The 12,911-nt window shown below is 71.0% G+C and carries 13 protein-coding genes; 3 read left to right on the forward strand and 10 right to left on the reverse strand.

What is annotated here, in order from left to right; all coding sequences use genetic code 11:
- Positions 1 to 902, forward strand: a 902-nt coding sequence (locus VLF38_RS14470) for a SpoIIE family protein phosphatase (RefSeq protein ID WP_325271945.1), incomplete at its 5' end; no start/stop codon positions are given.
- Positions 899 to 1,228, forward strand: a complete 330-nt coding sequence (locus VLF38_RS14475) for an STAS domain-containing protein (protein ID WP_325271946.1) — start codon at positions 899 to 901, stop codon at positions 1,226 to 1,228. The genes VLF38_RS14470 and VLF38_RS14475, both read left to right, overlap by 4 nt.
- Positions 1,229 to 1,241: 13 nt before the next feature.
- On the opposite strand, the gene VLF38_RS14480 is transcribed toward VLF38_RS14475, so the two are convergent.
- Positions 1,242 to 2,573: a lipase family protein gene (locus VLF38_RS14480; protein WP_325271947.1), complete on the reverse strand. Its 1,332-nt coding sequence runs from the start codon at positions 2,571 to 2,573 to the stop codon at positions 1,242 to 1,244.
- A 68-nt stretch (positions 2,574 to 2,641) separates the two neighbouring features.
- A complete protein-coding gene (gene ligD / locus VLF38_RS14485) occupies positions 2,642 to 3,733 on the reverse strand; it encodes a non-homologous end-joining DNA ligase (protein WP_325271948.1) in 1,092 nt (363 codons plus the stop codon).
- Positions 3,734 to 3,829: 96 nt separating this feature from the next.
- Between ligD and VLF38_RS14490 the strand changes: the two genes are divergently transcribed.
- Positions 3,830 to 4,849: a winged helix DNA-binding domain-containing protein gene (locus VLF38_RS14490; RefSeq protein WP_325271949.1), complete on the forward strand. Its 1,020-nt coding sequence runs from the start codon at positions 3,830 to 3,832 to the stop codon at positions 4,847 to 4,849.
- A gap of 132 nt (positions 4,850 to 4,981) precedes the next feature.
- On the opposite strand, the gene msrB is transcribed toward VLF38_RS14490, so the two are convergent.
- From msrB to sfnG, 8 genes are all read right to left on the reverse strand, one after another.
- The gene (gene msrB / locus VLF38_RS14495; protein WP_325271950.1) at positions 4,982 to 5,383 is read right to left on the reverse strand and encodes a peptide-methionine (R)-S-oxide reductase MsrB; all 402 of its coding nucleotides are present in this window, start codon (positions 5,381 to 5,383) and stop codon (positions 4,982 to 4,984) included.
- 163 nt (positions 5,384 to 5,546) lie between these two features.
- The gene (locus tag VLF38_RS14500) at positions 5,547 to 6,065 is read right to left on the reverse strand and encodes a cysteine dioxygenase family protein (protein WP_325271951.1); all 519 of its coding nucleotides are present in this window, start codon (positions 6,063 to 6,065) and stop codon (positions 5,547 to 5,549) included.
- 343 nt (positions 6,066 to 6,408) lie between these two features.
- The gene (gene hemQ, locus VLF38_RS14505) at positions 6,409 to 7,176 is read right to left on the reverse strand and encodes a hydrogen peroxide-dependent heme synthase (RefSeq protein WP_414689406.1); all 768 of its coding nucleotides are present in this window, start codon (positions 7,174 to 7,176) and stop codon (positions 6,409 to 6,411) included.
- A 5-nt stretch (positions 7,177 to 7,181) separates the two neighbouring features.
- Entirely contained in the window at positions 7,182 to 8,543 is a 1,362-nt protein-coding gene (gene hemG, locus VLF38_RS14510) for a protoporphyrinogen oxidase (protein ID WP_325271952.1), read from the reverse strand.
- Positions 8,544 to 8,646: 103 nt separating this feature from the next.
- Positions 8,647 to 9,228 (reverse strand): flavin reductase family protein, encoded by a 582-nt coding sequence (locus tag VLF38_RS14515; protein WP_325271953.1) that lies wholly within the window; start codon positions 9,226 to 9,228, stop codon positions 8,647 to 8,649.
- Positions 9,225 to 10,427, reverse strand: coding sequence for an LLM class flavin-dependent oxidoreductase (locus VLF38_RS14520; protein ID WP_325271954.1), 1,203 nt, complete (start codon positions 10,425 to 10,427; stop codon positions 9,225 to 9,227). Before VLF38_RS14520 ends, VLF38_RS14515 begins: the two co-directional genes overlap by 4 nt.
- An 11-nt stretch (positions 10,428 to 10,438) precedes the next feature.
- Positions 10,439 to 11,656 carry an SfnB family sulfur acquisition oxidoreductase gene (locus VLF38_RS14525; protein WP_325271955.1) on the reverse strand — a complete coding sequence of 406 codons (1,218 nt, stop codon included), beginning with the start codon at positions 11,654 to 11,656 and terminating at the stop codon, positions 10,439 to 10,441.
- A complete protein-coding gene (gene sfnG, locus VLF38_RS14530) occupies positions 11,653 to 12,792 on the reverse strand; it encodes a dimethylsulfone monooxygenase SfnG (RefSeq protein WP_325271956.1) in 1,140 nt (379 codons plus the stop codon). The genes VLF38_RS14525 and sfnG overlap by 4 nt, the downstream gene beginning before the upstream one ends.
- Positions 12,793 to 12,911 lie beyond the last annotated feature (119 nt).

A 12,911-nucleotide genomic window follows, 5' to 3' on the forward strand; every position in this document is an offset into this window, starting at 1 on the left:
CCGCCGCGACCATGGGCCAGCTGCGCATGACGGTCCGCGCCTACGCCCTGCAGAACCCGGCACCGGCCTCCGTCATGGCCGGCCTCCACCAGCTGGCGACGCAGCCGCCCGAGATGACGATGACCACGCTGCTCTACCTGACCTACGACCCTGAGACCGGAGCCATCCGCTACGCCAACGCCGGCCACCCGCCCGGCCTTGTCATGACCGGCGACGGTGCCACCTGGCTCGACGGGCAGACGTCGCCGCCCATCGGCGTCTCACTCACGGGGCACTACGTCGAATCGGGTGCCCAGCTCGCTGCCGGGACCACACTGCTGCTGTACACCGACGGCCTGGTCGAACGTCGCTCGGCCTCGATCCAGAGTGGCCTCGACCGGCTGCACCAGCTCGCCCAGGGCTTCGCCGACGTAGCGCTCGAAGAGGTCTGCGACGCGCTGCTCGCGTCGCTGCTCGAGCAGGGCCCGGTGGAGGACGACGTCGCCCTCCTCGTCCTCCGCACAGCCAGGGCGGATGGCAGCCCGTTGCACATCGACGTCCCCGCCGATCCGAAGGTGCTCGTCCAGATCCGCAGTGCAGTGCGCCGCTGGCTGCGGGACGCGGGCGCCGACGACGCGGCCATCGGCGAGATCCTCGTGGCCTGCGGCGAGGCCTGCAACAACGTGGTCGAGCACGCCTACGGCGCCGCTGCCGGCACGCTCCAGGTCGACGCGGCGCTCATCGACGGCGCCGTCGAGATCACCGTTCGCGACCAGGGAACATGGCGACCGGAGGCCGACCGGGGCGGCGGCTGGGGTCTCGACCTCGCGCACGCCTTGATGCAGAGTGTCGAGGTACGCACGGGAGACGCCGGGACCACGGTCGCGATGCGACGGAGCCTGGACATCGGAGAGAGCCCATGAGCCGGATGGCAGAGGTCGATGCCACGGACCGTCAAGACGCGTGCGTCGTCCGGGTCAGCGGCGAGATCGACCTCTCGAACGCGCTGGATGTGATGGAGGCGATCGGGGACTCCGTGCGCAGCGGCGCGGCCACGATCATCGTCGACCTCAGCGGCGTGACGTTCCTCGACAGCTCCGGGATCGCCATGCTCTTCCGCCTGCGGCAGCGGATCGCCCACAGCCGCCAGGAGCTGCGCCTGGTGGTCCCGCCCGACTCGCCTCTCCGACGGGTCCTCGAGATAACGCGCGTCGCCGAGCTGATCACGGTGCAGGAGACGCTGGACTGACCGGAGCGGCGGTTCAGACAGCCTTGAGCGGCGTCAGCGGGTTGCCGGCCTTGATCGTCGAGCAGTTGGTCGGTGCGGGCGTGGTGCCGAAGCGGGCGGTGAGCCACGTCGTCGCCTGCGGCAGCCAGAGCGCGACCGAGGTGAAGTGACTCAGGGCGTACTCGCGGTGCACCACACGCACACCGGCCGCGCAGTACTTGCGCGCGAGCGTGCGGACGTCGCCGGCGATCATCACGCCGTCACCCGCACCGAGGCCCGGCTTCGATCCCGAGGTGCCTTCGAGCTCGCCGCGCGTGCCCTGCCCGATGAACATCGGCACCGTCGGGTTCGGCCGGACACCCAGGTTGAGCTTGTTGACCGTCGAGACGAAGATCGGGATCGAAGCGGGGTCCGCGTACGCGGGCTTCACCAGCTTCTTCCAGGTCAGGCCCGGGTAGGCGCCGAGGACCTGCGTGATCGAGGCCTTCTGCATCCTCGTGTGGACCTGCTTGCCGTAGTCGCTGAGATAGGGCTGCAGGTCGATCCCGAAGGCGCGGGAGACGCCCACGATCGCCATCGGCGCGACGCCGGCCCAAACCAGGCTGCCGTCGACGTACGGCAGGTTCGCCGATGGGCGCACGAGCACGCCACCCTCGGCAGCGCCGACGAGGCGACGGTTGATGCCGGGGGCGTACGACGGGGCGAGCACAGACGCCCAGTTGGTCGCGATGGCACCGCCCGAGTAGCCGATCAGACCGGCGCGAGCCCCCGGCGCGATGCCCGTGCCCGTGGCGCGGAAGGCCGCCCGCAGCGAGTCGAGGGTGACCCGGCCGTACTCCGGTCCGGCCGCGAAGTCCGCGGTCGGACCTTCGGTGTCAGGGATGACGAGCGCGAAGCCCTGGAGGAGGAAGGAGGCCATCATCGCGGTCTCGAAGTGGGCCGCGAGGCCACCCGGGTTGGTGCCGCCGGCGATCGCCCGCGAAGGACCGTCCTCGGGGTTGAGGGAGTCGTAAAACGACTGGTAGCTGATCACCTTCGCGGTGCTCCCGCCGAGCGGCTTGATCACCGAGGTGACCGCCGCGACGGCGCGACCGCGCTGGTCCGTGGAGCGGAAGACGATCTGCCGGACCGCGAGCGGCGTGGGGATCCCGGCCAGGGAGTACGGGATCGTCCGCGTCTTCAGGACAGATCCAGGCGGGTAGTCGGAGAGCGGCTTGCTGCCGGAGTAGGTGAAGAACGCGTCCGCCCCGGTCGCGGCCGTAGCCGCCCCCGGGAGCAGCACCGGCGCCAGCGCCGTCGCCACCGCCAGGATCGCCGCAGCGACCGCCGATCCGACCGCTGTCCGCCCTGTCGCCCGTGCCCGCATGTGCCCTCCACCGCCGGGCCGTGCCCCTCACGACCGTCGACGAAGTCTTATTGACACTCTGTCAACTGTCAATGGGTGCCGGGTCCCTCGATCCGGTTGCCCTGCTCGTCCCAGTGCTCGGCGACCTTCTTGCTCGGCTGTACGCGCGGCGGCTCCCCCGGCATCTTCGGGTAGTCCGGCGGCCAGTTGGCCTCGCGCGGATCGGCCTCCCACAGCTGCAGCAGGGGGCTCAGGTCGCCCTGCCCCCCGGCGTACGACGGGTGGCCGCCGCGGGCGACGCGCTCGCGCACGGTGACGATGTTGAAGGTCCGCGGGTCCTCGATCGCGGCGAGCTCGTCCCACGTCACCGGGGTGCTCACCGGCGCTCCGGGCAGGGGGCGCAGCGAGTAGGCGGAGGCGATCGTGCGGTCGCGGTTGTTCTGGTTGAAGTCGACGAAGATCCGCTCGCCGCGCTCCTCCTTCCACCAGGCCGTGGTGACGCCGTCGTCGCGCTTCTCGAGCTCGCGGCCGAAGGCGAGAGCGGCGTGGCGGACCTCCTCGAAGGTCCACTCGGGACGGATCGGCACGAAGACGTGCACGCCACGGTTGCCGCTGGTCTTCGGCATCGCGTCGAGGCCGAGCTCGCGCAGCACGTCGCGGGCGAGGAGCGCGACGCGCACAGCGTCGCGGAAGTCGGTGCCGGGCTGCGGGTCGAGGTCGATCCGCAGCTCGTCCGGGTGGTCGGTGTCGGCACGCCGGCACGGCCAGGGATGGAAGGTGAGGGTGCCCATCTGCGCGGCCCACACGGCGGTCGCGGACTCGGTCAGGCAGACCTCGTCGGCGGTGCGCCGGCTCGGGAAGGCGATGCGTGCGGTCTCGACCCAGTCGGGCGCTCCCTTCGGGATCCGCTTCTGGTAAAAGCCGTCGGCGTCCTTGTCCTGCGGTCCGGTGGCCAGCTTCATGCCCTCGCGCCAGCCGTCGGGCCACCGCTCGAGTGCGGTCGGGCGCTCGTGGACCCACTCCTGCATCGCCTCGCCGACGGCCGCGAAGTACTCCGCCACGTCGAGCTTGGTGACCTCCGGCGTCCGCCCGGTCGCCTCGTAGATCACCCGATCGGGGCTGGAGATCCGGACCTCGCGACCGCCCGCCTCGACGTACGCCTCCTTGCGACTGCCTGCCATGTCGCCAACCTAGCCGTCTTGAGTGCGCAGCCCTCCAGGAAATGCAGCACCAGCGCACTCGAGGCGGTTGTCGGTGTGTGGTGGCACCATCGCCGCATGAGAAGCGAGCTCGCTCCCTGGCGACTGATCCCGCAGTGCCTCGTCGGTCCGGTGCTCGACGGTCCGGCCGCAGTCGTCGGCCACTTCGGCGCGGTGCAGTCGCAGATGCACGACATGTCCCTGTGGGCGCTCGGCCGCCGCAGCGGCGCCACCCTGGCGGAGGTGGAGGCGGCCTTCGAGCGCGGCGACTTCGTGCGCACCCATCCGTTGCGTCCCACCTGGCACCACGTGCTGGTGAGCGATCTGCGTGACCTGCTCGAGGTGACCGCACCCCGGATCCGCCAGGCGATGGGGAGCACCAATCGCGGCTGGGGGCTCACACCTTCGTCGATCGCCCACTGGGCAGCGATCGCCGTCGAGGCGGTGCGGGCCGGCGGGCCGCTCACACGGCCGGAGGTCGAGACGATCCTCGAGGGTGAGGGCTTCGCCCGCGTGGGCAACTCGATGGCGCACGTGATGGCCGAGGCGGAGCTGACCGGCGAGATCCACAGCGGGCCGATGCGCGGGCGCCAGCACACCTACATCGCCGCTGACCTCCCACCCTCCCGTCGCACGCCGGAAGAGCGGCTCGCCTGGATCGCGCGCACCTACCTGCGCGGCCACGGTCCAGCCAGGCCGCAGGACCTGGCGTGGTGGAGCGACATCACCCTGACCCAGGCCCGCCGTGCGTTCGAGCTCGCGGAGGTCGAGCCCGTGGAGGTGGCCGGGGAGTCACTGTTCGCGGTAATGCCCCTGGCGGAGGTCGATATCCCGGCGACCCTCCTGCTTGCTCCGTTCGACGAGCTGATCTCCTACGCCCGCGACGGGCTCGACACAGCGCCGTACATGGGCATGTCGGGCTTGCTCTTCCTCGACGGCGAGCTCGCCGGGTCCTGGGGTCGCAAGGCCGGGAAGCGTTCAGCGACCGTGACGGTGCAGGCCGCGCGGCCGCTGGAGCAGCGGCACCGCACGGCATTGGACGCTGAGGCCGAGGCCTACAGCCGCTTCCTCGGCACGCCCGTGGAGCTCGTTGTTTGACGCCGAGCCGGCGCCAACCTGCACGTGGAGGGCGCCGAGCCGGCGCGAACCTGCACGTGGAGCGCGCCGAAGCGGCGCCAACTTGCACGCGGAGCGCGCCGAGCCGGCGCCAACTTGCAGGTGTCGACGAGGTCAATCCTGCTTCGGCTCGAGGGTCAGCGCGACGGAGTTGATGCAGTAACGGTCACCGGTCGGCGTGCCGTAACCGTCGGGGAAGACATGGCCCAGGTGCGAGCCACAACTCGCACACCGCACCTCGGTCCGGACCATGCCGTGCGAGCGATCCTCGATGTACTCGATCGCCTCGGACTCCGGCTGGTAGAACGACGGCCAGCCGCAGCCCGAGTGGAACTTCGTGTCGCTGCGGAAGAGCTCCGCCTGGCAGGCCTTGCACCGGTACACGCCGGTCGTCTCCGTGTCGGTGTACTCGCCGGTGAACGCCCGCTCCGTGCCCGCCTGTCGGAGCACCTGGTACTCCGCGGGCGAGAGCTGCTCGCGCCACTCGTCGTCGCTCTTTGAAACCTCGTACGCCATGACGCCAGCGTAGGGCTTCGGACAAACCTCCCACGTGCAGGTTCGCGCCGCCTCGGCGCCCTGCACGTGCAGGTTCGCGCCGGCTCGGCACCCTCCACGTGCAGGTTGGCGCCGCCTCGGCGCCATCCACGTGCAGGTTCGCGCCGCCTCGGCGTACGACGACTCAGCGTCCGGGCTCGGCGCCCAGCAGCCGGATCCGGTCGCCCAGGAACTCGTAGTGGTTCATGGCATCCAGCCGGCCGCCGTACACGTGGAGGGAGACGGCGGCTTCGCCGCTGCGGTTCTGGACGTCGTGGACGTGTCCGGCACCGTGGACGCGGATCGTGCTGCTGGTGACCTGCGCGAGCTTGAGGCCGCCGCTCCAGTTCTGCTCGACGAGACGACCGCGCAGCACGGTGAACGCACCGGCGGCGGTGCCATGGTCGTGCCAGCCCGTGCTCGCACCAGCGGGCCAGGAGATCAGCCAGACCTGGTGCTCGACGGTCTCGTCGAGGAGGTGGAACGCTCGCTCGCTCGCGCCCTCCTCGAGCTCCGGCGCGAAGGCAAGCAGCTCCGGGAGCTCAGCGTGTTCCTCGAGCACACGCACGAGGTGGTCGAGGCGGGCACGGGTCGGCCGGCCCTGCGCCGTACGGGCACGGGCGGTGTCGAATTGCGACGAAGGGGTGTGCGTCGAGAAGGTCATACGGACTCCTGGGTTGGGAGGAGGGGCCCGCGCCGTGGCAGGCGCGGGCCCCCGAGTTGCCGAAGGGACAGCGGTTCCGCGCTCGGCGTACGGCGCGGGGTGGGGGCTAGGCCGACCGTCGACAACAGCCGGGCCGGCGCGGCATCACCTTCGACAACATGTAATGAATCTAGATGATTTTACTAGACTTTTCAACCGCAGCGCCGCCCTCCATCCCGAATCGGCGCCTAGCTGCAGGCAGACGGCGCTGAGGCGGCGTGAATTCGCGCCGCCTCAGCACCTAGGGCGTGCAGGTACGCGCCGCCTCAGCACCTCCCGCGTGCAGGTACGCGCCCTCTCGGCGTCAGGGCAGGGCGGTGACGAGCTCCGCGACCTCGACCCGGCGGCCCGTGTAGAACGGGACCTCCTCGCGCACGTGGCGGCGCGTCTCGGAGCCACGCAGGTGGCGCATCAGGTCGACGATGCGGGCGAGGTCGTCGGCCTCGAAGGCGAGCATCCACTCGTAGTCACCGAGCGCGAACGCCGGCACCGTGTTGGCGCGGACGTCGGGGTAGTCGCGGGCCATGCCGCCGTGCTCGGCGAGCAGGCGACGGCGCTCCTTGTCGTCGAGGAGATACCACTCGTAGCTGCGGACGAAGGGGTAGACCGCCGCGTAGTTGTGGGCGCGCTCGTCAGCCAGGAACGCAGGCAGGTGCGAGCGGTTGAACTCGGCCGGGCGGTGCAGCGCCATCTGCGACCAGACCGGCGCGAGGCGGCGGCCGAACGCCGTACGACGGAGGCGGTGGTAGGCCGACTGCAGCTGGTCCGACGAGGGAGCGTGAAGCCAGAACATGACGTCGGCGTCCGCCCGCAGCCCCGCGACGTCGTAGATGCCGCGGGTGGTGACGTCCTCGGCGGCGAGCTCGTCGAGGAGCGCGGTCAGCTCGATCGCCTCGGACTGCCGGGTCGCCTCGTCAACATGACCGTAGACCGACTCGAGCTTGAAGACGCTCCACATCGTGTAGCGGATCATCTCGTTGAGCTCGTTGATCTTCGCGGCGTTGGACTTGATGTGGGCCTGCGGGTCCGCCTCGGTCTGGGCGTCAGCGGGCTGCGCGGGAGCGTCGGTCATGGCCCCTATTGTGCCGAGCGCACCTGAGCCGCCGCGCGCCGGGCCGAGCCGATGACGGCCGGGATCCCCACGCCGTCGTACGCCGCGCCGCAGACCGCGAGGCCGGGCACCTCACCGATCGCGCCGCGCACGGAGGCGACGAGGTCGAGGTGACCCACGGCGTACTGCGGGAGACCGGCGGGCCAGCGCTGCACGTGGGTCGCCACGGGCTCCAGCCGCACGCCCGTCGCAGCGTGCAGGTCGGCGAGCGAGCCGACCTCGAGGAGGTGGTCCTGCAACTGGAGGACCCTCTCGCCCGCGCGACCGAGCGAGGTGCGAAGGACGAGCAGGTCCTCGCCGTAGGGCCCAGCACCGCGGCCGGCCTGCCGCACCCAGTCCCACTTGGCGAAGGAGAACGTCGAGGCCTTGATCGCGCGCCTCTCCCGGGGCGAGACGAGGAAGCCGGAAGAGCCGAGGTCGAACAGCGGACGAGCCTCGACCTCGCGGACGGCGAAGGTGACCACGGCGACGTCCGCGGAGGTGATCCGAGCGAGTCCGGCGGCGGCATCCGGCACCAGGTCCATCAGCAGGAAGGCCGACGCAGCCGCGGGCGTCGCCACGACCAGCGCGTCTGCGGAGAGCTCCTCGCCACCCACCCGCACCCGGAAGCCATGGCCGTCGCGCGCGATCCGCTCCACCTCCGCACCCGTGCGGACCGTGAAGCGGCCCGACGCGGCGAGTGTCTCGGGCAGGCGCCCCATGCCGCCCGGGATGCCGGCGAAGACGGGGGCGTCGGAAACCGGGAGGGCAGCAACAGCCGACGTGAGCGAGCCACGGCCGGCCATCGCGACCAGCTGCGGCACGGCCGCGCGGGCGGAGATCTCGCGGGCGCGACCGGCGTACACGCCGCCGAGCAGCGGCTCGACGAGCTGGTCGACGACCTCGTCGCCGAACCGCTCCCCCACCAGGTGGCCGACGCTGACGTCGCGCATCAGGTCGGACGGCGGAAGCGCCGGCTCCTCCCGGACGCGCGCCATGCCCGCGGCACTCAGGACGCCGGAGGCCTCGAGGTCGTCGAGGTCGAGGGGCACTCCCATCAGCGAACGCGGCAGCGGTCGCAGCGCGTCGCCGGTCCACAGGCGCGAGGCCGTGATCGCCGGGTGCTCGATCTCCAGCCCCGCCTCGCGCGCGAGTTCCACGCCCTCGGGACGCCGGTTGAGCATCGCCTCCGCACCGACATCGACGCGCGCGCCAGCCACCTGCTCGAGGCGGAGCTTGCCGCCCACCCGGTCACTCGCCTCGAGGACCGTGACGTCATGGTCAGCGGAGAGATCCCACGCCGCGGCGAGTCCGGCGATGCCGCCGCCGATGACGAGGACCTTCTTCACGGGCACACCCTAGTGCGACCACAAGTCCCACCTCGCGTGACCACAGCTCCCACCTCGGCGCCGAAGTGGGAGTTGTGGTCCGCCGAAGTGGGAGTTGTGGTCGTTACTCGACGGGCTGGCCGTTGATCCGGCCGTCCAGGCGGGCGGGGTCGAGACCACGCCGGTCGAGCTGCGCGAACGCCGACCGGTGGAAGACCAGCGGGTGCTCGCCCTCCCCCGCGTCGACCGCGACGATGCGCAGCAGCGCGATGACGTGGTCACCTGCCTCGATCTCGTCGTGCAGCAGGGTCGTGAACGTCGCCACCGACTCGCGCAGCAGCACCGCGCCACCCGACGAGACGGCGAACCGGAGGCCCGCGAAGCGCTGGTCGGCGGGGCCGGCGAGCTGTCGGCACACGACGTCGTGGTGGTCGGCGAGGACGGAGACTCCGATCTCGCCGGCCTCCCGCAGCGCCGGCCAGGTGTTGCTCGTGCTCGACACCGCCACCGAGACGAGCGGCGGGTCGAGCGAGACCGAGGTGAACGACGATGCGGCGATGCCGACGAGCTGGCCCCCGACGTGCGCACCGACGGCGACGACGCCTGACGGATAGTGCCCGAAGGCCTGGCGCAGCGTGGTCGCATCGAGCACGGGCGGCGCCTCCACGAAGTCGGGCACGCGGGCAAGGGTCAGAGGAGTGCTCATGCGGGGACCTCCTGGCGGTCCTGGTGGGTGACAACGGGTACGGCGGCAGGTGCGGTTGCACCGAACGGGATGGCGGCGCTCCGCAGGCCGAGCGGCGAGGGCGCCGGGTGCACCCAGCGACCGCGGCGGGCCAGCTCGGGAAGGACGCCCTCACCGAACCGGTACGCCTCCTCCAGATGCGGGTAGCCCGAGAGGATGAACTCGGAGATGCCGACCGCGGCGTACTCCTCGATGAGGTCGGCGACCTCCTGGTGCGAGCCGACCAGCGCGGTGCCGGCCCCACCGCGGACCAGGCCGATGCCGGCCCACAGGCCCGGGTGGACCTCGAGTCCGTCGCGCGAGCCGCGATTGAGGTCGAGCATGCGGCGCTGCCCCTCGGACTCGCTACGACGCAGGCCGGCCTGGACGCGGGCGATCTGCTCGTCGGAGATGCCCGCGAGCAGGCGGTCCGCCTCGGCCCAGGCCTCCTCGCGGGTGTCGCGGGCGATGGCGTGGAGCCGGATGCCGAAGCGCAGCTCCCGGCCCCGCTCGGCAGCCCGACGGCGCATGTCCTCGACCTTGCGGGCAACGGCCGCAGGCGGCTCGCCCCAGGTCAGATAGACGTCGGCATGCTCGGCAGCCACGTCGTGCGCAGCCGGCGACGAGCCACCGAAGTAGATCTCCGGCAGCGGGTCGGGCCGCTGCGCCAGCACCGCGTCGGCCAGCGCGAGGTGCTCACCCTGGTACGTCACGGTCTCACCCGCCCACAACCGGCGTACGACGTCGAGGAACTCGCCGCAGCGGGCGTAGCGAGCGTCCTTGTCCAGGAAGTCACCGTAGGCGCGCTGTTCGTGGCTCTCGCCACCGACGACCACGTTGAGCAGCAGGCGCCCGCCCGTGAGGTTCTGGAACGTGCCGGCCATCTGGGCGGCGAGGAGCGGCGAGACCAGGCCGGGCCGGAAGGCGACGAGAAACTTCAGGCGCTCGGAGAGCGGGGCCAGCATCGCGGTGGTCAGCCAGGCGTCGTCGCACCACGCACCGGTCGGGGTGAGCGCCGCCTCGAAGCCGAGCTGTTCGGCGGAGCGTGCGACCTGGCCCAGATAGGGAACCGAGGCGGGGCGCACGGAAGGCTCCGCAGGCACGCCGTGGCCACCGCCGACCACCTGGGGACTGTCACCGCCGTTGGTCGGGAGGAACCAGTGGAACGTGAGATCAGACATGGGGTTCTCTCTCAGAGTTGTCCGTGGTTGGGCGGGAAGGTGCCGTCGACCACCCAGCGACCGAGGTGCTGGACCTTCCAGCCCGCCGGATCGTGGAGGGTGTGCGTGCGGGCATTGCGCCAGTGCCGGTCGAGATTGAGCGCGCGGAGCGCGGACCGCGTTCCGGAGACCTCGAAGAGACGCGTCGACGCAGCGAGGGCGGCGTCCGTCGTGGCCGACCTGGCCGCCGCGACGGCCAGGCTGGCGACAGCGGCGGAATCGACGTCGAGATCCGTGTTGGCCGCATCGACCGCTGCCGCAGCCTCGCGCAGCAGCGCCTCCGCAGCACGGACCTGTACCTCGAGCTGACCGAGCGCGTGAACGACGAGCGGGTCATCGGCTGCGCGCTCGACCGCGGCGTCCGGATAGGGCCTCGCCTTGGTCCGCACGAACGTCGCCGCCTCGGTCAGCGCCTCCCGCGCGATGCCCGCGTCGATCGCCGCGTGGAGCACCTGGGCGAAGGCGCCGTAGGTCTGCGGCCGTTCGAAGGTGAGGTGGTACGGCGTGACGCGGTCGGGGTCGACCGCCACGTCCTCGAGCCGGACCGACCCACTGGCCGTCGTCCGCTGCCCCATGCCGTCCCAGTCGTCGACGACCGTCACGCCGGGTGCATGGCGCTCGACCCAGGCGACGTGCAGCGGCCCGTCGACGTACCGGTGGGTGAGGACGGGGATCCAGTCGGCGAGCAGGGCGCCGGTGGCGTAGCCCTTGAGGCCGTTGAGCCGCCAGGGACCTTCCGGCGCCGCGGGATCGGGCGTGAGCGTCGTGCGGATGTCGCGCACGTGCTTCGTGCCGATCTCCGACTGCGCATTGCCGAACCGCTTGCCCGCGAGCACCTCGCCGAAGAAGAACCGCTGCTGCTCCTCGGTCGCCTGCTCACGCAACGCGTTGACGTAGACGAAGTGGCTGTGCGGGATCTGGGCGACGTTCGGGTCACCGGCCGCGAGCAGCCGGAAGACTTCCGCGACCACGGCCACCGGCAGATCGGACCCACCGAACGCCGCGGGGACGGTGATCGCGAGCAGGCCCGACGCTGTCACGGCATCGATCTCGGCGTGGGCCGTGACACGGTCCCGGTCCCTGCGAGCGGACGACGCAGCCAGCTCGCGGGCCAGCTGCGTCGCCGTACAGACGGCCTCCTCGGCGGTCAGCACCGGCACCCTGGTCTGCGACGGGACGGCGACGGTCATCGTGTCGCCACCGGGGCACCGGCCGACGCGTGCTCGGCCTCCAGCTCACGCACGATCGGGAGGACCTTGGCGCCGAAGTACTCGATGTCCTCGAGGTAGTGCAGGAAGCCGAGGAGGAAGAGGTCCACGCCGCGCTTCTTGTACTCGACGATCCGCGTGGCGACCTGCTCCGGCGTACCGACGAGGCCGGTCCGGAAGCCGTCGTTGTACTGGACCAGGTCGCGGAAGGTGGAGTCCGCCCACATGCCCTTGCCGTCCGCCGTGCTCGGACCGGCCTGCTGCACGGCGGAGCGGAAGCCCTCGACCGCCTCGGGATTCGCCTTGGCGATGATCTCCTCGAGCACCTCCCGCGCCTCCTTCTCGGTGTCCCGGGCGACGACGAAGCCGTTGAGGCCGAACTTCACCGCTCCTTCGCGTCCGGCCAGAGCGGCGTTCTGGTTCACCTCGAGGTACTGCTCGGTGAAGCCGTCGAAGTCCTTGCCGTTGGAGAAGTACCAGTCGGCGACGTTGCCCGCCTGGGCCCGTGCGGCCGTCGAGTTGCCGCCCTGAAAGATCTCCGGGTGCGCGCGCCCCTCCGAGGTCAGGGGTCCCGGCTTGAGCTGGAAGTCGTGGACCTGGAAGAAGTCGCCCTGGTGCGTGAACGGGCCCTTCTCCGCCGACTCGAAGAGGCCACGGAGGACGCGGATGAACTCCTCGGACTGGCGGTAGCGCTCACCGTGCTCGAGCCACCGAACGCCGAGGTCGACCGCCTCGCCCTTGAACCAGCCGGAGACGACGTTGACCGCTGCCCGGCCACCGGAGATGTGGTCCGCGGTGATCAGGAACTTGGCGAGCACGGCCGGGTGCCAGAAGTACGGGTGCACGGCCGCGATGACCTTCAGCTTCTCGGTCTGTGTCAGCAGGCCCAAGCTGAACGAGGTCGACTCGTGCTGCTGGTCCGCGCCGTACGACGCGGTGTAGCGCACCTGGGACAGGGCGTACTCGAAGCCGACCTTCTCGGCCAGCTGGGCGACCTTGACGTTGTAGTCGTAGCCCCAGTCGGTGCGCTGCTCGATGTCGCTGACAACCAGGCCACCGCTGACGTTGGGGACCCAGTAGGCGAACTTCAGCGGCTCGGGAGCGGGCGTGGTGGTCATGAGGACCCTTTCCGTTTAACTAGATTGATTAACTAGACTTTAACGAGTCATGGACCCCTTTTCCAAGCCGGGTCCCCACCGAAGAACCGGCCCGGTGACAGGCAGGACCTGTCACCGGG

Origin of the sequence: Nocardioides sp. (assembly GCF_035481145.1) — a bacterium.
Classification (GTDB): domain Bacteria; phylum Actinomycetota; class Actinomycetes; order Propionibacteriales; family Nocardioidaceae; genus Nocardioides.

Bases quoted from the DNA above. Each gene is read 5' to 3' on its own strand.
- VLF38_RS14475 (WP_325271946.1), top strand. From the start codon at position 899: ATGAGCCGGATGGCAGAGGTCGATGCCACGGACCGTCAAGACGCGTGC.
- VLF38_RS14480 (WP_325271947.1), bottom strand. From the start codon at position 2,573: ATGCGGGCACGGGCGACAGGGCGGACAGCGGTCGGATCGGCGGTCGCT.
- ligD (WP_325271948.1), bottom strand. From the start codon at position 3,733: ATGGCAGGCAGTCGCAAGGAGGCGTACGTCGAGGCGGGCGGTCGCGAG.
- VLF38_RS14490 (WP_325271949.1), top strand. From the start codon at position 3,830: ATGAGAAGCGAGCTCGCTCCCTGGCGACTGATCCCGCAGTGCCTCGTC.
- msrB (WP_325271950.1), bottom strand. From the start codon at position 5,383: ATGGCGTACGAGGTTTCAAAGAGCGACGACGAGTGGCGCGAGCAGCTC.
- VLF38_RS14500 (WP_325271951.1), bottom strand. From the start codon at position 6,065: ATGACCTTCTCGACGCACACCCCTTCGTCGCAATTCGACACCGCCCGT.
- hemQ (WP_414689406.1), bottom strand. From the start codon at position 7,176: ATGACCGACGCTCCCGCGCAGCCCGCTGACGCCCAGACCGAGGCGGAC.
- VLF38_RS14515 (WP_325271953.1), bottom strand. From the start codon at position 9,228: ATGAGCACTCCTCTGACCCTTGCCCGCGTGCCCGACTTCGTGGAGGCG.
- VLF38_RS14520 (WP_325271954.1), bottom strand. From the start codon at position 10,427: ATGTCTGATCTCACGTTCCACTGGTTCCTCCCGACCAACGGCGGTGAC.
- VLF38_RS14525 (WP_325271955.1), bottom strand. From the start codon at position 11,656: ATGACCGTCGCCGTCCCGTCGCAGACCAGGGTGCCGGTGCTGACCGCC.
- sfnG (WP_325271956.1), bottom strand. From the start codon at position 12,792: ATGACCACCACGCCCGCTCCCGAGCCGCTGAAGTTCGCCTACTGGGTC.